An 18,662-nucleotide genomic window follows, 5' to 3' on the forward strand; every position below is an offset into this window, starting at 1 on the left:
GGCGCAAAGGTGCCCGCCCACGAAGGCCCTGAAAAGGACGAAAACGGCCGTTTACGCCGGCTGCACGCGCACGTCCGTGCGAAATGGCCCCTCGATAACCACGTCGTAGCCGGCCGGCACCACCGCACGCACGTTGCCGCGGCCATCGAGTACGCGCACGCTACCGGTGCTGCCCACCGTTGCGGCAGCATTGGCCCCTCCCACGCGCAAGGCACCGGTATAAAACGGCGCCAGGCGCGTCGTGAGGCCCGAAAACAGCACGTCCAGGCCGGCGCGCGTGCCCGGGTGCTGGCCCGTGCCGGTGGGCAGCAGGCGCAGCGGCTCCTCGGCACTGCCCACCAGGCGCAGCTGCCCGTCGTGCTGGCGCACGAGCAGCACCAGCGGCCGGCGGGCCAGCGTGTCGATGCTGCCCAGCACGTTGGCCACCGCCTGCGGGCGCTCGCCCTGCAGCTTCACCTGGTAGGTGCTGCCGTGGCGCGACTCTTTGGACGTCTCGGTGAGTTTAATCGTGTGCTGGGTCAGCGGCAGCTCCTGCCACTGAAAGCCGGCGCTCGACACCAGGTCCCCGACCACCCGACCCGCGGCCACGGCCACCGGGCCCAGGCCATCGGCCCAGTGGTAGTACACGGCCGTGTAGCCGACCAGCCCGGGCAGGGCCGGCTGGCTCAACTCGAGCAGCGGTTGAGCGGCGACGCTCGGCAGGTTAGGGGTCGTTTGGGCCACCGGACAAAAGGTAAAAATTACCGGACAAATACCAGAGTAAAACGGACAAATGCGAGAGTACTTTTTTTAGGCCGCCGGGCGCGCGGCCGGCGGGGTGGGCAGTGGCCGCCGGGCCAGGTCGCGCCGCACGTTCTGGTCGGCGCGACCTGGCCGGGTGATGCGCTTGAGCTTTTTGGTGGCCTGGCGCACGCCGGCGTCGCGCTGGTAGCGCTTGTAGAGCGTCTCGTACTGAATGTCTTCCTCGCCGATGAGGCGCTCGTGCATGTACTGCTCGATGGCGTACTTGATTTTGTTGCCGAATTGCACGTGCAGGCTCACGAAGCCCATCATTTCCGTGTCGAGCACGGCGTCCACCCAGTCGTTGAATTTCTGGGCCCCCTTGCCCGTCAGCCGCAGGCCGTGCTTTTTGGCGTCGAGCGCGCCCAACTGCACGCGCCACTTCGCGCCGTAGGTTTCCAGCACGTGGTCGCGCCGCGCGTCCTGCAGCGGGCGGCGCAGCTGCGAGTAGAGGTAGGCGCCGAACTGGTCGTTTTCGCTCAGCACGTACTGTTCGCCGAGGTAGAAGTGCAGAAACTTGAGCACGTGCGGCCGCACCGGAATGTCAATGTAGTTCAAGGAAGTGCGCGTAAAGATGGAAATACCTTCAAACTTAGAACGATAGGCGCTGTGTTCAAAGTACGGGCCAAGGCGGGGCGCTCAGCCCCCTAGCATCATGGGTTGAAACGGATGTAGCGCTCCAGGTTGAGCGCCTTCTGCTGCACCTTGCCCAGTTCCACCCAGGCCCCGGTGGCCACCGGCTGCACGTGCAGCATGATGGCCACCACTTCGTCGGCCTTCAGCCGGAAGCGCCGCGGCCGCTGGCGGGGCGGGCCGATGGCATCGGCGTCGCGCTGCGCCAGGCGGTAGAGCCGCTTGGCGCAGCGCTGCAGCGCGGGCAGCGCCAGAAACAAGTGGCCGTCGACGGGCACGGGGGTCGGGTGCTGGGAGCGCAGGGCCACGCGGGTCAGCAAGTCGCCAATCAGCCAGTAGAGCTGGCGGGGCTCCCCGTACTGCAGCTCGATGATTTGGTCGAGGTGGGCCAGGTTCACGCCACCCACCCTTTCTGCGAGAGAAACCGGTGAATCTCCTCGTTGCGCTCCAGGTCGATGATAAGCGCGCTGGCCACCAGTTGCGGCCCCCACTTGTCAATCATGCGCTTGAGCCCCTCGATGCCGTACTGGCGCGGGTTACTCACCGGCCGGTTGAAGTAGAGCTCGCGGGCGAAGAACGTGCGGCCGGCCTGGCCGGGGCCGGAGATGAAGTAGACAATGGCCTTGGTGTGCGGCTGCTGGCGCTGCCAGCTGGCGGTAAGCGGAGTAGACATGAGACGTGAGATGATGAAGGGGGAAGCAATCAGGCGGCCGCGACGGGCCGGGAAAAGTGCTGGTAGAAGCGCTCCAGGGCCTGCGGGCCCAGCTGGCGCATCTTGGCTTCGTGGTAGCGGTAGAGTTCGAGCGTGGTTTTCTGCTGGGCCCGCTTGGGGGCCGTGCCCAGCGCGTGCTGGCGCAGCTCACGCCGGGCCCGGCGCAGCCCATCGGCCAAGGCCCGCTGGCCGCGGTGGGCCAGGTGGGTGGCGTACCAGGCCATCGTGCCCGCAAAGCCCTTGGCGTTCTGCGCGTCGAAGTAGCCGGCCCCTTCCACGTGCTCGGCGTAGGGCAGCGGCGGGTATTTGGCGGGGTTTCGGGCGAAGTAGGCCGCGGCCAGGCCGATACGCTCCAGCACCTGCTCGTGGTAGCGTTCCTGCTGGTGCAGGGGCCAGTCGGCCGGGAAGCCGCCGTACACGCCGAAGTAGATGGCGTTGCACGCCAGGCGTCCCTGCTGCTCGGTAAATAATTGGTTCTGCGGGGCATATAACTCGCGTTGGGCTGCCCACCAGAACTCTACTACCATGTTGCGCTGCCGCTTGGAAACGGTCGTTTTGGGCCCGTCCGGCCCCTGCGGGGCGGTTTTGGCTTCGGAAGCCGGAACCATGTCGTTCGCGCCGCCGGTGCCTTCTTTCGGCGCTTGCGCGGCCCCTGCCGGTTGGCCCGGCTGCCCCGTGTAGCCTGACGGTGTAGCCTGCTGGCTGGCTGGGGGCGTTTGGCCCCGTTGCGCAAGGTATTTATCCACCTGGCCGGTTTCTATTTCAGTAGCCTGAATAGGTTCATGAACTCCCTTAGGCGGAAAGTTTGTACCTAATGGCGGCTGAAGCGCCGAAAAAGCCGTTTTTTGAAAATGCGGTTTTTCGGCCGTTTGGGCGGGTTTCTCACCGGCTTCCCACAGAAATTGCGGGTTTATCCACACCTGGTAGTCGCGCTGCCGGCCCCGGAACTGCACGCGGGTCACGATGCCGGCCCGCTTCATCTCGGCCAGGTGGTTGCGCACCGTGCGGCCGGCCACGCGCTTGCCCCGCACATTGGTGCGGCACAGGGCCTCGCTGTTGGTCGAGACCGGCGGCGGGGCCAGCGGCGCGTCCGTCGCGGCCTCGAGCAGCAGCGGCACGCTGCGCACCTCGGCCACGGCCTTCAGCGCCAGCCGAATCAGGGCCCAGGCCGTTTTTTCGGCCCCGTCCGAGAGGATGCTGCCGCGCACCTGGTAGGCGTCGGTGCGGGCCGGCACCACGGTGCCGTCCTTGAGGGTGCGGGCCCGGAGCCGGCGCGTGCGCAGGGTTTTGGGCAGGGCCGCGCTGCGCTGGTCGATGAACTCGGACAGGGCCACGCGGGCTTTGGAAGGGCAATACGGAATCGGCAACATTCTCGGGAACGTGCTAGGGGTGAGTGGGCGATAGGGAAAGCGGTGGCGGCGCATGGGGCGAGGGGCTGTCATCCCTGCCCATGCGGCCGCCGGGTAACCGAGTCGGCTAGCCCTGTGCGCACCCGGCCGGCTGCGATGCCGGCATTGCCGTTGGGCACAAAGAATTTCCACCGGATAAGGGCAAAAACCAACGGGTCTTCGTTAGACGACGGGGCGGCTGAAAGGTGGAGTCGCCGGCGGGGCGCGGCCGCCCGGCCAGGGCGTGGGCTCAGGCATTATCCGCTCCTCCCTTCTGCGTGCCGAGCACGGTATCCAGGCCGCGCAGGCGGCTGGTGAGCGCATCCAGGTCCGCTTTCAGGCCGTTTTCGCGGCCCGCGTCGGCCGGCACGTCGCCGTAGAGCAGGCGGTCGAGGTCGTGCTGCGCATTGGTAATTTCCTCGCGCAGCTCTGCGCGCAGCAGCTCCAGGGCCTGGCGGCGCTGCGGGTCGGGGTTGGGCAGTAATTCCAAGGGCATGAGCTGCACCTGGCGGCCCAGGGCCAGGAAGAAGCCGTCGATGCCCTGGTTGGGGGCCGAGCAATACACTTTCAGAACGGACATAAGCGGAAGAAGTAGAAGGTGAATCGATGAAAAGGCGGGGGTTAGGAAGCCACGCGCATGGGCGGCAGCTGCTCGGGCAGCAGCTGGCTGGCGTCGAAGGCCAGGCCGCGGCCGTAGGCCAGCAGGGCCGAGCGCGGAATGCGCGGGTAGCCCGGCGAAAACTCCAGGGCGAAGAGCTTGAAGCGCTTGCCCTTCTCGTCGTACTTGCCCTCGGTGAGCCACTTGCGCACGGTGCGCACGCTCACGCCGGCCACCTCGGCCGCCTGCTCCAGGGAGTAGAAAGCATCGGGGGCGGCGATGACGGGCAGCGCGGCCTGGAGCAGCTTTTCCAGGTGCTCCGAGAGGGCGGTCAGGTCGGCTTTGGTGGCGATGTCGTGCGGGCTCATGGCAGGGAAAGATTAGGCAGCTTGGCGCTCGGGTAAGAGCAGTTGGAAGGTGCGGCGGTCGTCGGTGACGACGATTTCGCGGATGCCGGCGGGCAGCTGGTCCACCAGCCACATTTCAGCCCCGGTATGGCCCTCTTCGTGGGCCGTGCGCAGGTTCAGGGGCATCGAGCCGTTGACGTACACCGTCAGGTGGCCGGCCTGGTAGCAGTAGCCCAGGATGGGCTCCACCAGGGCGGCCCCCTGGGGCAATTCAGCGACGCGCACCCGCTTGCCGGTGCGGGCATCAGTGAGCGAAACGGGGGGTGCGAAGGGTGCGGCGTCCATCTTAGTGCGTGCCTTCGATGTGGTGGCGCAACTCGTCGGGCGTGCGCAGACGGCCCATCATCATTTCCAGCATGCCGAGTTCAATCGTGATGTTGCCGGCCGTTTCGGGATGCTTCCCGAGGTCGCTCACGAAGCTGGCCCAGGCGTCGGTGAGATTGCCGGCGTCGAGGTACTCGAGGGCGCGGCCTTTGGCCCATTGCAGGTGTTCGGAGCGGGTCATGCGCGCACAGGCTGGGCGTGAAGGGATGACTCTGCACTGGCATGCGGCCGGCCGGCCACGTGCAGCTCCCCGCGCAGGCGCTCGCGGCGCTGCTGCTCCCAGGCCAGCACCAGGGGCGTTTCTTCCTGAAAGTGCGGGTGGGTGGCGTTGATTTCGCGCACCCGTCGGCGCAGCTGCTTCAGGGGCGCGAGCTGCACCAGCGCCGGAGGCAGCAGCGTGGCAGTGAGGATGGCCAAATCGCGGATGCAGGGCTTACGCGGCGGCGCGGCGGGGTCGGTGTTGAGGTGCATGGAACTGAGAATGGAGGTTGGTGAAAGGATAGATTTTATAAGTGAGCGGGGGCCGGCACCAGCCGCGCGAGGGTGCGGGCATTGGCGTAGCGCACGCAGCCAAGCAGCAGCTGGCGGGCCTCGCGCAGGCGGCGCACCTGCTGGCCGGTGAACAGGGTTTCGGGCTGGGGCTGGCCGGGGTAGTGCACGCGCAGCCAGCAGGTGGCGCTGGGCACGGGGCCGCTGAGCCAGGTGTAGTCGAGCTGGAACCGCTCGCCCTGGGGGCCGAGCCAGTGGGCGGCCACGGTGGCGGTGGTGGGGCGCGCCTGCTCCACGGCCGTAAAGCCCTGGGCGCGCAGCCAGGCGGCCAGCGGCGCCGAGAGGTCGCGCGGGCCTTTCGGGGCCGTGTGGTAGGGGGCGGGCGCTTCCATCGGCTCAGGTGGTAGCGGGCGCGAAGAGGGTGCCCAACACTTTGGCCGGCAGCAGGTCGAGCGGAATGACGTAGTCGGGCAGGCCGGCCTTCACTAGGTCAATCAGCCAGGGCAGGTGAACCTTGCGGGCCTGGCGCACGGCCGTGAGCTGCGCGGCCGTGGCCTTGTGGTCGTTGCGCACCAGCGTGTCAATGGCGGTCAGGGGCAGGTCTTCGCACACCAGCGCCATGAGCTGATAATACTTCTGCCGGTCGGTGCTAAGCGGAGGATGCATCGCGTGTTTGACACGATTCGCCCGCCACCTCCTTTATTGCAGGTGCGTTGTCGTGCCATGACAAACATACGCATATACAGAGTACATGTGTCGCATTTTATGCTACACTATGCCACAAAATATCTACAAATAATAGATATTCAGCGACATAATTTTACATGCCTTCTACCAAGAATGAAAGGGCCCGTGGTCCTAAGACTGAACTCGATGAAAAATTCCTGTCTACAGCTAGACAGGTCATGAAAGCGCACGGAATTACCTCAGATAGAGCAATAAGCCTTGCACTCGGGAGAAAGGCCGACTTCATAAATCGGGTAAGTAATGGTGCTCAGTCAGCGACTCCGGAAGCCTGGGACACACTTCTCAACAAATACCCAGAGGCGCGAAGCATCACCACCACCAACGTGATGGTGCAAGGTGGTGGCCAAGCGGTCGGTACAGTCCAGGGTGACAATTTTTACATTCCAAATACCCTCGAGGCATGCCAATTGGAGCTGGAGCAGCACAAGCGCGACCTAGCCGGCGTGCGAGCCGAGAATGAGCAGCTACGGCAGCAGGTGGCAGCGCAAGCGGCCCTGCTGGAGAGCAAGGATGCGCTCATTGCGGCCAAGGATGAAACCATCAGCCTCCTGCGCGGGGGGTATAACCGGCCGAACTGATGGAACCAACAAAAGCCCCCGTGGAATCTGTCATACAGAAATGGTATGATAGAGTAAGTGCAACCCAATATGCACATTATTCCTCCTCGCGGTACTATTCTAGCCGAAACCTATGGCTTGGCGTTCCCGCTGTCGTTCTCTCAACCATTGTTGGTACCACAGTCTTTGCGTCTATAAAAGCCGAGCGTTTAGAAACATGGGCACAAATTGCTGTAGGCTTAGCTAGTGTACTTGCTGCTGTGCTAACCGGCCTTCAAACACTTTTAGGCTTCTCTACTTTGGCTGAAAAGCACCGACTGGCGGGAGCTAAGTATGGGGTAATTGGACGTGAACTAGAGTATTTGCTTGCCGTCCCCACCAACATCACTCCAGCCATCATTGGTAGCCTGCAAAAGCGCCTGGAGGACCTTGCCATCGAGTCGGTTAACAATCCTAAGTCTATTTATCGCAATGCTGTAGCCGCTTTGGAATCAGCAGAGCCAGGTAAACATCCATCATTGTAGCGTTTTTACCATGCCTACCTCCTACTCTACCTTCTGCGCCTTACCCCACATTCAGCAAGTGCCGCTGGTGTGGGCGGAGGGAACATTCATCGCCCGGCGCTGGGAGGAAGAGGACGGGGTGAGCCTCTACCACATGGATGGCGGCTTCTTCTGCGAGGTGTATCTGAATCCCGATAGCCTGGAGATTCTGCAGGTGCAGGCGTTCACTACCGATTCGGAGCGGCTGGAGGATTATGCATGCTACGTCACGCTGGACGACTTGGCTGACCCGAATCGCTGAGCAGCGAATGAAACTGAAGCCTCTTGGGTGGGGGTATAACCGACCTAACTAAGTGACCAAAACACCCTTTCTGCACACATGGCACAAATTTCTACCTACAAAGAGACTTCAGTACAAGCGCTTAAGAAACTCAAGAAGGAGATTAACATTTTGTTGGTCACCGTTACACCAATTGAGTCTAAAGCATTGCACAATTTGCTTAAACCATTGCCTGAGGAACGAGCTGTTCTAAAAGGCAGTAGTGAAAATTTAACCTATAACGTTGGAGTTTTCGGGAAATACAAGGTGTGCCATGTGGAGTCCAAGATGGGCAGCGTAGCTGTTGGCGGCTCGTTGATGACGATTCAGCAAGCCATTACTGACTGGAGCCCCAAAGTCATCATCATGTTGGGCATTGCTTTTGGGAAGGACAAGGAGAGCCAAAACATTGGAGATGTGTTGGTCGCAAGACACATTCAACAATATCAGCACAAGAAAATAACCAAAACAGGCAAAACAGAAGACCGAGGGGATAAGCACCACTGCAGTCCGACACTGCTTGATAGATTTAGCGCCTACCATGATGGTTGGAGCTACTCTATAGCTGACTCTGTTTCATCGGTAGTGCGAATTGGCGACGTATTATCCGGCGAGGTACTCATCGACAACGAAAAGTATCGTAACAAACTATTTGAACAATATTCCGAAGCCATAGGTGGAGAAATGGAAGGAGTAGGAGTGGCCAATGCAGCCCTTACGAAAGCCAAAGAGTGGATTGTTGTTAAGGGCATCTGCGATTTTGCCGATGGTGACAAAGGCAAACACAAGACCCAAAACCAACAAATTGCCGCAGGTGCTGCTGCATCACTATGCGAATTCATTCTCAATCACAGCTACGTATTCAAATCATTAAAAATCAACGCACTGCTTGAGCCACCTAAAAAACAAGAAATCCAAGCAACTGATATTGTACAGGAAATATCACCGGATGAAGTTGTTATTCCTAAAATTCTGGGCTTAACTGACAACGATATGGAAGCAAACCGAAAGTTGATTCGTGCATTCCTTAGTCTGACAGTAAGCAGCCGATTTCATATTGGCACCCTATTAGGCCTAGTCGACCCAGAAGAAGTTGAAAACGGCAACAGTGAAGAAGTTTCGACTCAGATACTAGTCAGAGCGAAGGAACAAAAGCTTTTCGGCCAGCTCTGGTCCGCCCTCTTCGACGAAAAGAACGACCCCAATCCTTTCAAGTAATTCTCACCCCCTTCGTCTCATGACCACGACAGCAAAAGACCAACTCCCCCGCTGGATTGAAGCAGTAGCCAAAAAAGAGATTCCGTCTGCCCAGCTTGAGCTACGTCAGGGCACCATAAGCAAGCTACTGGGTAAGACTCATTTACCCTATTGGATTGGCTTAATCAAGCTTTTTTCTGGGTTCAGCGATGAAGATGGACCGGAGTTTAACGACCTGATGAAGGAATTTTTTAAAGATGATGATAACTTTCCATTAAAAAACAACTCGCAGTTGGTTCGCGTGCTGGCTGGCAGCCTACTAGCCCAGAAGATAGAGTCTCGTTCGACCCTGTCTGATACGCTGATGCTGGCGCTGCTAACTGCGAATTTTGCAACGAATAGAGCTGAATTACCAATTCTTGAACTACTGGTCCAAATTGAGGCTCTGTGGCTGCAAAAATGCTCAACAAGCAGAGACTTGCCTTCCGCAAATGGCATGAGCCAGCCGAAGACCACTTCGTCCAAGGCTACTCTTGTGGCTGGTGCCACGATAAATGAAAAGGTTCAAGAACACTTAAACAGCCTGTTCACCGATGTCAAAAGCCAGCACAAGTTTATCAGCTCAATTGTCACTTACCTCACTGACCTTGAAAAGAGAGTAGCTTCTAATTCAGAAGAAACCAACATTCTATCCTGGATTCTCAGGGAACACAGCCGAGAAGTCCCTGCATCTTTCACGGAGATAGGTGCAACAAGGCTGCCCTTCATTGGCGCGAAAGATTTGGCCGTGCTAACAGCCATCGCCCCTGGGCTCCCTGATGCACGCGGCATACTCCATAAGATGCTGCAAACTGTCGGTACTTCTGACGATACTATCACGTTGGCAGAAATAGTGCGTGCCTTCAAAGAAAAGTCGCCCTATACTGAGTGGGTCACTGAAACCACCAAGCTTTCGCTTATTTCGTCTGGCGAAAGCATCACCCCTCTACTGTACGCGCTCCACTGCTCACAGGAGCCGGGTTGGGAGCAAGCATTCCCCCTGAAAGCAAGTTTCCCGCTCGAGCACGAAACAACTTTGTTGAACTTTGCAATGCAGTTCTACAAAGAATGCATGCTGATGTCTATCGTCCATAGAACCTCTTAAACCGTCTTTGTGTAATGGCCACCCTGGGAGATTATAGCGACTACACCTGTGAGCAACCCCTCTGTACATTCAGCACCACGGGAGTATGCGTAAAAAACTTTACCCCAGCAAACAAATGCCCATTCTTGAGCAATGAGCATGATTTGGAAGACGAAGACCTAGAAGATGACGTGGAAGACGGAGATGAAGAATCCGCCTTGCTCAATGCCCACGACATCGATGATTTGAAAGGGGGCAGCCCTGGTGATGATGAAGACAAATCGACCCCAGTCGCTGATTCTATTTACTTCGCATCTGGCGAAGCACTGCTGGGGTCAAGCATTGAAACCATTACCTATGCCTTCCCGGCCAAACTAATTCTTATCATTGGAGGACCCGACTGCGGCAAAACCACACTGGTTTCAGCTGTGTTCGAGTCTTTTCAAAAGAGGGCACTAGGGAATTTCATATTCGCCGGCTCCTATACGCAGGTTGGATTTGAGTTAATCAGCTACCTTGCCCGGGAAGCATCTGGTAAAATTGACCCAGATACCGAAAGAACTAAGTCAGCAGAATTCCTCTACTTACATCTGTCAATTCGAGATAAATTACTTGCCCACAAAGCCCAACACCTTCTATTTACTGATGTATCAGGAGAGAGGTTTAACCTCGCTCGTGATACACAAGCTGAGATGGATGAGCTAACTATTTTAAAGAAGGCTGACCATATCTTCTATATAGTAGATGGAGAGGCCCTAAGCAACGTTAAAACCCGTGATACTACTAAACAAGACGTTATCATATTCCTCAAAAGAGCGATAAAAGCTAATCTACTTACTAAAGACAACCAACTGATTATCTTAATAAACAAATTTGACCGGGTTATTAAAAATTCTGCGCAACAGGCCGTAGAACTTTTTTTCACGGCTCAGCTCAAGAAGCTTTTTCCAGATATAATTGCTGACATTATTACTACAGTTGCAAGGCCTAAACGAGACAGCCTAAGCCATCAGACTCATAATCTGGATGTTTTCCTTGATTTGTGCACGCGCAATACAAAAATTGATAAGGAAAATCTTGTTTATTATACGTCTACAACTACTAACTCAAGAGAGTTTTCGCGCTTATTTTCTAAATAACCAATGGCTAGTTTACAAACTCCTAAAATAGTTTTACTTGGCTTACCATCAACAGGTAAGACTTCATTTTTAGCTGCGCTGCGACATTACATTGAGGTAGATACACCAAATAAAAAATTAATTCAATACGATTACTCTGAGAATGATGAGTATTTAACTAAAATTTACTTTGATTGGTTGGGTTGCGCCCTACCAACTCGCACCCCTGCAAACGCCAAAACTTATAGAAATATAAAATTATTCCTACAACATATTGAAACCGAAGAAAAATTAATTCTCGATGTGCCAGATATAGCAGGAGAGACGTTCAATCAACAATGGGAATCGCGAAGCTGGACAAAACTTTATATGAGTGAGATAGAACAAGCTGATGGTTTGATTCTTTTTATTCATTCTCAAGATGTCAGAACCCCTGTTTTTTTGCATGATATATACGCGCTAACTGAAGGTGAAGAAGAAGATTATATTAGCAAACTAGAGCCTTGGTCACCAAGAAAAGCACCAACTCAAGTAGTATTGGTGGAATTGCTACAATTCCACTTGGAACACTTCCACCGAAAACCGATGCCCGTTGCCATTGTCATATCGGCTTGGGAAAAGCTGTTGTCAGGAGGAACTGGGATTACGCCGGAACGTTGGCTAGAAAGAAACTTACCTTTGCTGTCACAATTTTTGATTGCCAACCAGGAAAAGTTACAGACCAACGTTTATGGCGTAAGTGCTCAAGGCGGTGATTTCGCAAACACAGAGGAGCGCACCAAGCTGCAGCACCTAGACGATGCCGCTGAGCGTATCAAGGTTCAAGTAGGCACTGAGCACAGCAATGACATCAGTGCCCCTATTCAATGGCTCCTTAACACATGGCAGAGTCCGTCAACCCAGTAATACACCAAACGTTGCACGGGTATGCTGACGGACATACGCTGTTGGCGTCCTCGTGCGACCTGACACCAGTCGAGAAGAAAGCCTTATTGCTTCTAAGTGACCTTTCCGGACAGACAGGCAACCGAAACTTTGATTCTTATCTAACTGGCTACCCACTTCCTGGGAAGCGCTATTATGCCCTCGCCAGAACCTGGTACGCTCCTGAGATGCCCCGCCCTGGCTGTGTGTGGACGCAAACCTTGCTACTTGCGCTTCCATTGTTAACCAGAATAAGTAACTTATCAGAACTCAATAACTTATTCGTGAGGCCATTAATTGGCCAAACAACTCCATACTTATCAGCCATTCCAGTCGATGAGTTCACTGATATTTACAAATTTATTTCTGCCTCATTATATGGCGTTAGGCCAAGCTTCTATGCCATTGCGTATCACTTATACAGCAAAACAAAGGAGGCGATTGTAGTCCCAGCTGAGAGTGCTGCAGAATACGAGGACGACATTCTCAGCATTTGGAGCCAACAGTGGCCAAGGCTGCGCCGCAGCTTTTCATTCTGCACTGGCTCACTGTCTATCAGAGAACTGGACAGCAAGCCATTAGACTTTCAGGTTGTTCCTGATTCTTATGGTAGTCGCCTCTCCCGGCAACAGACAGACAATATTGCTGTGGCAGACCTATCTGCCAAGAATAAGGTAACGAATTGGTTCAAGGTGTATGAGGGCATAGAGCCGCAGCGCCTGCAATCCTTCATGTATCATTATGGCTCCGACATCATTGGCAAACGCAGCAAGTTTGCTCCTTTGTGTTTAGCCTATGGCATACTCGATAACAAGCCAGAACCCAGTATCACATTCGAAAGCATTCTATTATTTCTTAAGCAGAATTTTAGCTCTGCTAGCGAAGCCAAAAGACTTAAGCGTGATTTAATCAACAGATTAATTGACTATACACCAGATGGCAAATATGCGTTTGTAGAAGCATTTCTTACATCTCCCAATGCAGATTTAATTCCTACACAGGAATGGGACCTTTCGGAGCTAATTATACAACTATGGTCAGAGGATAAAATCAGTTCAGATAAAATCACTAGACTCCTCGAGAAATTAGATTCAAGCAGACTGAGTGAAGCCCAAAAGTTACAATTGCTAAATGGTTTACCAGTTGAGGCGTGGATTGATATCGAATGGGTATCACATTCTTTGCTAACTGAGGTTGTCATTGCTCAGCCTCAACTAATAATCAGGTTATGGTCAGAAGGCAAAATCGACAAGAAGCAGCTTATTACACTACTTGAAGAGCTAAGTGAAGCCACTGATGCTCAAAAGCTTAAACTTCTAAGCAACTTACCCATTGAATTATGGGCAGATGTTCGATGGGTAACAGATGCCTTGATAAGGCAAATTGTTACTACTCAACCTCACGTACTTGAACAACCAATCTTTTGGCAGGGCCCAATCCCTAGTCAACTCATTGGGCTAAAAGTATTTACAAAGAACAGCGGAGATTTCTTTCATGTCGGCAGGGTAGTGGCGGCCATGATTAATGCACACAACGATAGGTGGATAGAAAACCTATCGTCTGAGCTCAACTATCTTATACTCTTCGCTGCTCTAGACTGGTTGATACATAAACCTAATGCGACGCTGCCCCAGAAGTGGGAAAATCTAGTGTGGGCATATCCAAGCGAATACCTAGAGTGGCTCGTGTCAAATCAGCACTATACAGAACGGAATACTGAGCTAATGCTACAAATACTTGTAGCAAAGAACTTTAATGCTGATAGTTTGAGTAAAGAGGATGTAAATCCGTTGCTTACCCGACTAGTAAAACTACGAGCAAGTTCTATGCGCAATAAAGCCATGGCCATCTGGCTGGCAAAAGGCCTCAATAATTTACATCCGGCTGCAAAAGAAATCACAATTATATTATTTCAGCCTATTTACAATATTCTTAAGCAAGACCAATTGGATTATGATAGTTGGTTATTCCTCAATCCAGGATTTGAAAAGCCTATAGAAAGCTTTAGCTTCTATGAAATCCCTAAAATCATTATAAAATTCTTTTCCGAAGAAAAGCCTCAATCAGACGATTGGGACAAATGCGGTCAACTCCGGCAAAAAATTATACAGTCGTGCATTCTGCTCCAATGGCCCAGCGAAGTATTGTGTAGAGCAATTACAGATAAAATCACATTTGAGGACATTACAAAATATGCTTTAAAGCTTGAAAGTGGAAGAGTACTCTTTACCAGAGTCTTGCGCTTTATTAAGGAAAACAAGAAATACAAGAACCCTGGTTATGAAAAAATAATAGAATTCGAGTTCCAGAGAATTAAAAAAGGCAAGAAGAAGCGTAAATAATTTTGCAACAGGTCAACTTATCGCTTTTGAAGATATAGAATCTGCGTTCGGAACCAGCTTAGACCATTCCTCATGCACGGCAAAAGTTATAGTGGAAGCCCTTTCAGCCAATAAGCCTTGCGGACTTGTATGCGTTTGATAGTCGCCCATTTTGAACGAGTACCTCACAAGTTCATTCTCTAGAAGTCGCTGGGTATTCCTGTACATGCTCCACAGTTTCTGCGGTTTCCGAAGCTGTAACCAAGATGTGCATCCGGCCGACAACACTGACAGAATGGACGGGATGACTTTTTCGAGCAGCTTGCCCTCACCTAGTGAAATAAAAAGCGGAGCCGCAAGAGCGCAGGCTATAGAAAACGCGATGAGGCTAAGTGATTCATTCTTGTTGTGAGAAGCCTTTCGCTTGAACTCTTGAATCTGCTCTTCTACAAACACTTTTGCATCCATACTGATATACTGCGAGTTATACACAGCTAACCTCGCTGCTAAACGTGAGTTATACGCCTGGTCAAATGTATGCTTTCTTTGCCCGCTAATGAAAGCATACCGCCAGCTCCTTACCGTGCGGGCCAGTAAAAAAGGTTTGGTTTACATCCAGCTCACTGCCTACTGGGGCCGCCTGCATTTGCGCTCATCTACCCTATGAAAATCTCCCTTCAACTTAAGATGGGCGACCTCAACAAAGCCGGCTTCGCCCCGATTCAAATGACGGTGAGTTGGGAGGGCAAGCGCATTCGGGTATCTACTGGCTGCTCAGTCCTGCCTGAGCACTGGGACGACCAGCTTCAGCTGGTGCAGGTGCGTCCCGGCACCCAGCACAGCAGCATCAACCCGCGCCTGAGCGCGGCCCGCACCGCCGCCGGCGAGGCCCAGGAGCAGGCCCTCAAGCAAAGCCGCCTGCTGCCGGAAACGGAGCTGCGCGCCGCCATCACGGCCGCGCTGGCCCTGACTCCGGCCGAAGCCCCGGCTAAGGCTGATGCCGGCCCCACCGACTTTGACGGCCTGTTTCAGCAGTGGATACCCGTGCACAGCCGCCGGGCTCGGGCGGGGTCAGGCCGCCCGCTTTCCAAAGTAGCGGTGGCGGGCCTGGTCGCCACCGGCGCCCGCCTGCGCCAGTACGCCCAGGCGCGGGGCACGGTACTCCGGCTCGAGGCGATGGACATGAGCTTCTACCAGGACTTTCGCACCTACGTCACCGAGGAACTGGGCCAGAGCGTCAATACCTTCGGCAAGCACATCGACCGGCTCAAGTCCTTTCTCACCTGGTGCGAGGAGGAACTGGATTTGCACGTACACCGGCACTACCGCAAGTTTGTGGCCCCGCGCAAGCGCGGCCGCGTCGACGCCCTCACCGAAGACGAGCTGCGCCGCGTGGCCGGCCTGGACTTCCGCGACCCCGCCACCCGCGAGCAGCTGCTGGCCCTGCGCGGCCAGGTGCGCGAGCAGAGCAACCGCCGCGAGGACTGGAGCGCCGACCGCTGGATGGAGCACGTCGAGCTGGCCCGCGACAAGTTTCTGGAGTGCTGCTACACCGGCCTGCGCATCTCCGACGCCAACCGCCTGGCCTGGCAGCACGTGCACGGCCAGATGATTGTGCTCGACAACACGGCCAAGAACGAGGCCACTGTCTACATCCCCTTCTACGACGACGACCTGTTCAAGCCCGTGGCGCTGGCCAGCCGCTACGAGCACCGCTCGCCCCTGGACCTGCTCGTGCCCGACTGCTACCGGGCCAACGAGTTCCTGCGCGTGGTGCAGCAGCTCGCCGGCCTCACCCGGCTCAAGCTCACCACCAAGATTGGCCGCAAAACCTTCGTTACCCTGAAGCTCTACCAGGGCGTGCCGGCCCGGCTCGTCATGCAGTCCACCGGCCATCAGACCGAGGAAGCCTTCAACCACTACGTGGGCATCGACGAGATTCGGCTTCTGGAAGAATACATGCGCAAATCGGCCCGCAGGCGCGCCGCCTAGCCCCGCTAATTCCGTGTCAGTTTCCGTGTCAGTTTTGGCGCATTCGGCCTCCTCCCCTTTCCGATGCCCGCCCCAGCTAAGCCGCATAGGGCCGCGCAGGCGGCATTTTAGCGGAAATACGCGGAAAGCAAAGTCACCTTTTTCTTCCCCTACGGACTACACTAAGACCCGCTAATCAACTGTTCATCAGTTAGTTAGCGGGTCTTTTGCTTGCTGGCAGTATGAACTGCGGCATGATGGGAACGAGAAGCAACACAACAACCCATGTGAGGCCCCGCCCTTCCCTCGTTCCTTTGTATCTTCGCTTATCAGGGATTTAGTTGCCAGCTTGCCCAGGTGAACGGGTCGGATGCCTTTCGAGGCGCCGGCCCGTTTTTTTATTTTTAAGGTGTCCGAAAAGTGCCCTGTCCGAAAAGTTGGACACTTGGACAGTTGGACACTTCGGACGGGTGGGCAGCGGCCCACGAAAGCACCCTACCGCGTTCGCAGCTTTTACATTCCCCCAAGCGTTGGCCGTTTGCAGCTACCCCGGCAGGTCGAATCGCACAGGTTCAGCGCATGGTTGGCAAATAGGGCAAAAGCGCCCCGTGTTGGTTATCTTGTGAAAAGGCAACTATCCACTTAGCCCCTGTTCAATGCCCCCAGAAATCAACGGAGAAAACCTAGTCCCCAACGGCGGCCTAACCGGCGCGGCCTACGTGCTCGGCACCCGTGGGCCAGACGCCCTCACGCTACTTGCTTCGGGCCAGCGCACCCGCGAACACGCCGCGCAGCAGCAAGCCACGGCCCGCCAGAAGCAAGCTGAGCAAATAGGTAAAGCCCACCAGGAAGATTTGAAATACAAGACGGAAACCGGCCGCTTGTTTCAACCGTCATTCGATGAGCACACGGCCGGGGCTTACGACGTGCTGACGGGCATCGAACGGCAACGGATGGCGGGCAAGATTGACGGCATGGAAGCCTCCCGCCAAGCCGCGCAGTACAAGCGGGAAATTGAGGCCCTACGGATTCACGGCACCGAAAAACAGCGGTATTGGGACGAGCGCACGGCGCAGGTGGCCCACGACCCGACCCGCAACCTCACTAACTACACCACGGCACTAGGTCACTCGCTTATCAGTCCCGATGGCAAGCGGGTACTGGCCACGGCCCACGACCCCGAAGCCACGGCGGCGGCCCTCGACAACGACCCCACAACCTACAACGAGCCGGCCGTAGTGGCGAAAGTGTTACATGACGTGGTGCCCACCATTACCCAAAAGGTGGCCGAAGCGGGCACCGTGGGCGGGCAGCACTACGCCGACCAGGTACGGGGCCAACTGCTGTACATGGAGCACGGCAAGCCTGTATTTAACGCCGACGGAACGCCCCGGCTCAACCTTGACGGGGGCGGCGCGGCCTTGCTCGACCAGGGGCCGGTTAAGGTATTGGCCGATGCCCGCGAAGCCGCTTACAACAAGCAGCGCGAAGAACGAGAGGCCGCCCGATTGACTGACCCCGGCTTGCCCAGCCTCCCGAAGATTAGCCGCAATGGGCACCTATCGATGATGTTCGGGCCGGCCATTGCCTACTCGCAGAGCCACGAGGAAGCCAACAACCCACGGCCCCCACAACCCCGCGCCGCTGCCAAGCCCAACCCGAACGAGGTGACGGTAACGCCTGCCGTGGGCTTTCAGCTCAGCCACTACGAACAACCCGGCCAACAACCCGGCGCGGTGGCCCGCACGTTCGGCGCGAAGCCCGGCCCGGCTACGTTGGTAGCGAATCATTACCCCGTCGTTGGGCAGTCCTTTGGCAGCCAGAAAACGCCGTTTGTGCCCGTGACGGTGGACAACGCCCGCGCCGAAATTGTAGGCCAGGACGGCAAGCCCACCCACTTGCCGAAAGCCGCGCCCAACGGCAAGATTCAGATGCAGCTCACGAGCCGGGATTATGCCCTGTACGTGAACGGCAAGCGGCTGGGGCGGTCAACGCCCTACACCACACCCGCCGAAGCGTACCAGGACCTTCTTTCCACCATTGCAAGCCTCACGCCCGAACAGGCCCGCAAGGCAGAACTACGCACCGAGTACCGGGGCGCGGTGGTGGATAAGGAGAAAACCGCTTACGACGGGGTAGGGGGCAAGCTGCAAGCCATTGGCACCAACAACAACGGCGGCCCGACCTACGATAGCGGCACCAGTGAGAAACGGTACAACGTGATTTTGCCGGCCGACCAGTACACCGACGGGCAGTTGCAGCGGGCCACCGGGGGCAAGTGGAATCCGCGCATTCCCACGAAAGAACAGCGCGCCGTGATTGATGCTTTGCGGGCGAAAGGTGGGCGGCTCGTTACGCCGTACTCGCAAGCCCCGGCCGCGCTGCCTACGCCGAAAGAAAAGGCCGACCCGTTGGGTTTTGGCGACTCCAAGCCAACGGGCGTAGATTGGGGCCGGGGCGGCAAGGTGTATCAGTGAGGTGGTCCATTTACGCTGGACAGTTTAGGGCGTTAAGTTGAAGGAGTTGTTGGTGAGTGTGATACGGCGTCTGG

Annotated in this window: 23 protein-coding genes; 10 read left to right on the forward strand and 13 right to left on the reverse strand. The window is 56.0% G+C overall.

All coding sequences use genetic code 11. The features are described from left to right. Positions 1-51 precede the first annotated feature (51 nt). The 12 genes from JKL48_RS06835 to JKL48_RS06890 form a co-directional block, all read right to left on the reverse strand. Positions 52-723 carry a hypothetical protein gene (locus JKL48_RS06835; RefSeq protein ID WP_201980385.1) on the reverse strand — a complete coding sequence of 224 codons (672 nt, stop codon included), beginning with the start codon at positions 721-723 and terminating at the stop codon, positions 52-54. A 66-nt stretch (positions 724-789) separates the two neighbouring features. Further along, complete coding sequence (locus JKL48_RS06840; RefSeq protein WP_201980386.1) at positions 790-1,338, reverse strand: hypothetical protein; 549 nt, start codon at positions 1,336-1,338, stop codon at positions 790-792. A gap of 95 nt (positions 1,339-1,433) precedes the next feature. After that, the gene (locus JKL48_RS06845) at positions 1,434-1,811 is read right to left on the reverse strand and encodes a hypothetical protein (protein ID WP_201980387.1); all 378 of its coding nucleotides are present in this window, start codon (positions 1,809-1,811) and stop codon (positions 1,434-1,436) included. Beyond that, the gene (locus JKL48_RS06850; protein ID WP_201980388.1) at positions 1,808-2,086 is read right to left on the reverse strand and encodes a hypothetical protein; all 279 of its coding nucleotides are present in this window, start codon (positions 2,084-2,086) and stop codon (positions 1,808-1,810) included. Before JKL48_RS06850 ends, JKL48_RS06845 begins: the two co-directional genes overlap by 4 nt. A 29-nt stretch (positions 2,087-2,115) precedes the next feature. Continuing rightward, complete coding sequence (locus JKL48_RS06855) at positions 2,116-3,495, reverse strand: hypothetical protein (protein ID WP_201980389.1); 1,380 nt, start codon at positions 3,493-3,495, stop codon at positions 2,116-2,118. 268 nt (positions 3,496-3,763) lie between these two features. Then, positions 3,764-4,093, reverse strand: coding sequence for a hypothetical protein (locus tag JKL48_RS06860; protein WP_201980391.1), 330 nt, complete (start codon positions 4,091-4,093; stop codon positions 3,764-3,766). Between the two features lie 41 nt (positions 4,094-4,134). Continuing rightward, positions 4,135-4,479, reverse strand: coding sequence for a helix-turn-helix domain-containing protein (locus JKL48_RS06865; protein WP_201980395.1), 345 nt, complete (start codon positions 4,477-4,479; stop codon positions 4,135-4,137). A 12-nt stretch (positions 4,480-4,491) separates the two neighbouring features. Further along, positions 4,492-4,803 (reverse strand): hypothetical protein, encoded by a 312-nt coding sequence (locus JKL48_RS06870; protein WP_201980398.1) that lies wholly within the window; start codon positions 4,801-4,803, stop codon positions 4,492-4,494. A 1-nt stretch (position 4,804) separates the two neighbouring features. Continuing rightward, positions 4,805-5,023, reverse strand: a complete 219-nt coding sequence (locus tag JKL48_RS06875) for a hypothetical protein (RefSeq protein WP_201980401.1) — start codon at positions 5,021-5,023, stop codon at positions 4,805-4,807. Further along, positions 5,020-5,313 (reverse strand): hypothetical protein, encoded by a 294-nt coding sequence (locus JKL48_RS06880; protein WP_201980404.1) that lies wholly within the window; start codon positions 5,311-5,313, stop codon positions 5,020-5,022. The genes JKL48_RS06875 and JKL48_RS06880 overlap by 4 nt, the downstream gene beginning before the upstream one ends. 35 nt (positions 5,314-5,348) lie before the next feature. Then, entirely contained in the window at positions 5,349-5,723 is a 375-nt protein-coding gene (locus JKL48_RS06885; RefSeq protein ID WP_201980407.1) for a hypothetical protein, read from the reverse strand. A 4-nt stretch (positions 5,724-5,727) separates the two neighbouring features. Continuing rightward, entirely contained in the window at positions 5,728-5,997 is a 270-nt protein-coding gene (locus JKL48_RS06890) for a hypothetical protein (RefSeq protein ID WP_201980410.1), read from the reverse strand. A gap of 158 nt (positions 5,998-6,155) precedes the next feature. On the opposite strand from JKL48_RS06890, the gene JKL48_RS06895 reads away from it, so the two are divergent. The 8 genes from JKL48_RS06895 to JKL48_RS06930 all read left to right on the forward strand — a co-directional run bounded on the left by JKL48_RS06895 (position 6,156) and on the right by JKL48_RS06930 (position 14,161). Next, on the forward strand, positions 6,156-6,656 hold the full coding sequence (locus tag JKL48_RS06895) for a hypothetical protein (protein WP_201980413.1): 501 nt from the start codon (positions 6,156-6,158) through the stop codon (positions 6,654-6,656). Next, the gene (locus JKL48_RS06900) at positions 6,656-7,159 is read left to right on the forward strand and encodes an SLATT domain-containing protein (protein ID WP_201980424.1); all 504 of its coding nucleotides are present in this window, start codon (positions 6,656-6,658) and stop codon (positions 7,157-7,159) included. Before JKL48_RS06895 ends, JKL48_RS06900 begins: the two co-directional genes overlap by 1 nt. A 10-nt stretch (positions 7,160-7,169) precedes the next feature. Next, positions 7,170-7,439, forward strand: a complete 270-nt coding sequence (locus JKL48_RS06905) for a hypothetical protein (protein ID WP_201980425.1) — start codon at positions 7,170-7,172, stop codon at positions 7,437-7,439. 78 nt (positions 7,440-7,517) lie between these two features. After that, positions 7,518-8,675, forward strand: coding sequence for a 5'-methylthioadenosine/S-adenosylhomocysteine nucleosidase family protein (locus JKL48_RS06910; protein ID WP_201980426.1), 1,158 nt, complete (start codon positions 7,518-7,520; stop codon positions 8,673-8,675). A gap of 19 nt (positions 8,676-8,694) precedes the next feature. Further along, positions 8,695-9,798 carry a GTPase-associated system all-helical protein GASH gene (locus JKL48_RS06915; RefSeq protein ID WP_201980427.1) on the forward strand — a complete coding sequence of 368 codons (1,104 nt, stop codon included), beginning with the start codon at positions 8,695-8,697 and terminating at the stop codon, positions 9,796-9,798. 14 nt (positions 9,799-9,812) lie between these two features. Next, on the forward strand, positions 9,813-10,916 hold the full coding sequence (locus JKL48_RS06920; protein WP_201980428.1) for a TRAFAC clade GTPase domain-containing protein: 1,104 nt from the start codon (positions 9,813-9,815) through the stop codon (positions 10,914-10,916). A 3-nt stretch (positions 10,917-10,919) separates the two neighbouring features. After that, positions 10,920-11,801 (forward strand): TRAFAC clade GTPase domain-containing protein, encoded by an 882-nt coding sequence (locus tag JKL48_RS06925; protein WP_201980429.1) that lies wholly within the window; start codon positions 10,920-10,922, stop codon positions 11,799-11,801. After that, complete coding sequence (locus tag JKL48_RS06930; RefSeq protein WP_201980432.1) at positions 11,777-14,161, forward strand: GAP1-N1 domain-containing protein; 2,385 nt, start codon at positions 11,777-11,779, stop codon at positions 14,159-14,161. The genes JKL48_RS06925 and JKL48_RS06930 overlap by 25 nt, the downstream gene beginning before the upstream one ends. Positions 14,162-14,173: 12 nt before the next feature. Here the strand turns inward: JKL48_RS06930 and JKL48_RS06935 are convergent, their stop codons facing one another. Continuing rightward, positions 14,174-14,608, reverse strand: a complete 435-nt coding sequence (locus JKL48_RS06935) for a DUF4231 domain-containing protein (protein WP_201980435.1) — start codon at positions 14,606-14,608, stop codon at positions 14,174-14,176. 195 nt (positions 14,609-14,803) lie between these two features. Between JKL48_RS06935 and JKL48_RS06940 the strand changes: the two genes are divergently transcribed. After that, entirely contained in the window at positions 14,804-16,132 is a 1,329-nt protein-coding gene (locus JKL48_RS06940; protein WP_201980439.1) for a hypothetical protein, read from the forward strand. Between the two features lie 635 nt (positions 16,133-16,767). Further along, complete coding sequence (locus JKL48_RS06945) at positions 16,768-18,588, forward strand: hypothetical protein (RefSeq protein ID WP_201980442.1); 1,821 nt, start codon at positions 16,768-16,770, stop codon at positions 18,586-18,588. The last annotated feature ends 74 nt before the right edge of the window (positions 18,589-18,662 follow it).

This window comes from Hymenobacter rubidus, assembly GCF_016734815.1.
In the GTDB taxonomy this organism is placed as follows: Bacteria; Bacteroidota; Bacteroidia; order Cytophagales; family Hymenobacteraceae; genus Hymenobacter; species Hymenobacter rubidus.

Excerpts from the sequence above, each read along its gene's own strand:
- JKL48_RS06925 (WP_201980429.1), top strand. The coding sequence starts at position 10,920 with ATGGCTAGTTTACAAACTCCTAAAATAGTTTTACTTGGCTTACCATCA.
- JKL48_RS06860 (WP_201980391.1), bottom strand. The coding sequence starts at position 4,093 with ATGTCCGTTCTGAAAGTGTATTGCTCGGCCCCCAACCAGGGCATCGAC.
- JKL48_RS06870 (WP_201980398.1), bottom strand. The coding sequence starts at position 4,803 with ATGGACGCCGCACCCTTCGCACCCCCCGTTTCGCTCACTGATGCCCGC.
- JKL48_RS06900 (WP_201980424.1), top strand. The coding sequence starts at position 6,656 with ATGGAACCAACAAAAGCCCCCGTGGAATCTGTCATACAGAAATGGTAT.
- JKL48_RS06895 (WP_201980413.1), top strand. The coding sequence starts at position 6,156 with ATGCCTTCTACCAAGAATGAAAGGGCCCGTGGTCCTAAGACTGAACTC.
- JKL48_RS06880 (WP_201980404.1), bottom strand. The coding sequence starts at position 5,313 with ATGCACCTCAACACCGACCCCGCCGCGCCGCCGCGTAAGCCCTGCATC.
- JKL48_RS06890 (WP_201980410.1), bottom strand. The coding sequence starts at position 5,997 with ATGCATCCTCCGCTTAGCACCGACCGGCAGAAGTATTATCAGCTCATG.
- JKL48_RS06930 (WP_201980432.1), top strand. The coding sequence starts at position 11,777 with ATGGCAGAGTCCGTCAACCCAGTAATACACCAAACGTTGCACGGGTAT.
- JKL48_RS06885 (WP_201980407.1), bottom strand. The coding sequence starts at position 5,723 with ATGGAAGCGCCCGCCCCCTACCACACGGCCCCGAAAGGCCCGCGCGAC.
- JKL48_RS06850 (WP_201980388.1), bottom strand. The coding sequence starts at position 2,086 with ATGTCTACTCCGCTTACCGCCAGCTGGCAGCGCCAGCAGCCGCACACC.
- JKL48_RS06855 (WP_201980389.1), bottom strand. The coding sequence starts at position 3,495 with ATGTTGCCGATTCCGTATTGCCCTTCCAAAGCCCGCGTGGCCCTGTCC.
- JKL48_RS06905 (WP_201980425.1), top strand. The coding sequence starts at position 7,170 with ATGCCTACCTCCTACTCTACCTTCTGCGCCTTACCCCACATTCAGCAA.
- JKL48_RS06935 (WP_201980435.1), bottom strand. The coding sequence starts at position 14,608 with ATGGATGCAAAAGTGTTTGTAGAAGAGCAGATTCAAGAGTTCAAGCGA.
- JKL48_RS06945 (WP_201980442.1), top strand. The coding sequence starts at position 16,768 with ATGCCCCCAGAAATCAACGGAGAAAACCTAGTCCCCAACGGCGGCCTA.
- JKL48_RS06865 (WP_201980395.1), bottom strand. The coding sequence starts at position 4,479 with ATGAGCCCGCACGACATCGCCACCAAAGCCGACCTGACCGCCCTCTCG.
- JKL48_RS06910 (WP_201980426.1), top strand. The coding sequence starts at position 7,518 with ATGGCACAAATTTCTACCTACAAAGAGACTTCAGTACAAGCGCTTAAG.
- JKL48_RS06940 (WP_201980439.1), top strand. The coding sequence starts at position 14,804 with ATGAAAATCTCCCTTCAACTTAAGATGGGCGACCTCAACAAAGCCGGC.
- JKL48_RS06920 (WP_201980428.1), top strand. The coding sequence starts at position 9,813 with ATGGCCACCCTGGGAGATTATAGCGACTACACCTGTGAGCAACCCCTC.
- JKL48_RS06875 (WP_201980401.1), bottom strand. The coding sequence starts at position 5,023 with ATGACCCGCTCCGAACACCTGCAATGGGCCAAAGGCCGCGCCCTCGAG.
- JKL48_RS06915 (WP_201980427.1), top strand. The coding sequence starts at position 8,695 with ATGACCACGACAGCAAAAGACCAACTCCCCCGCTGGATTGAAGCAGTA.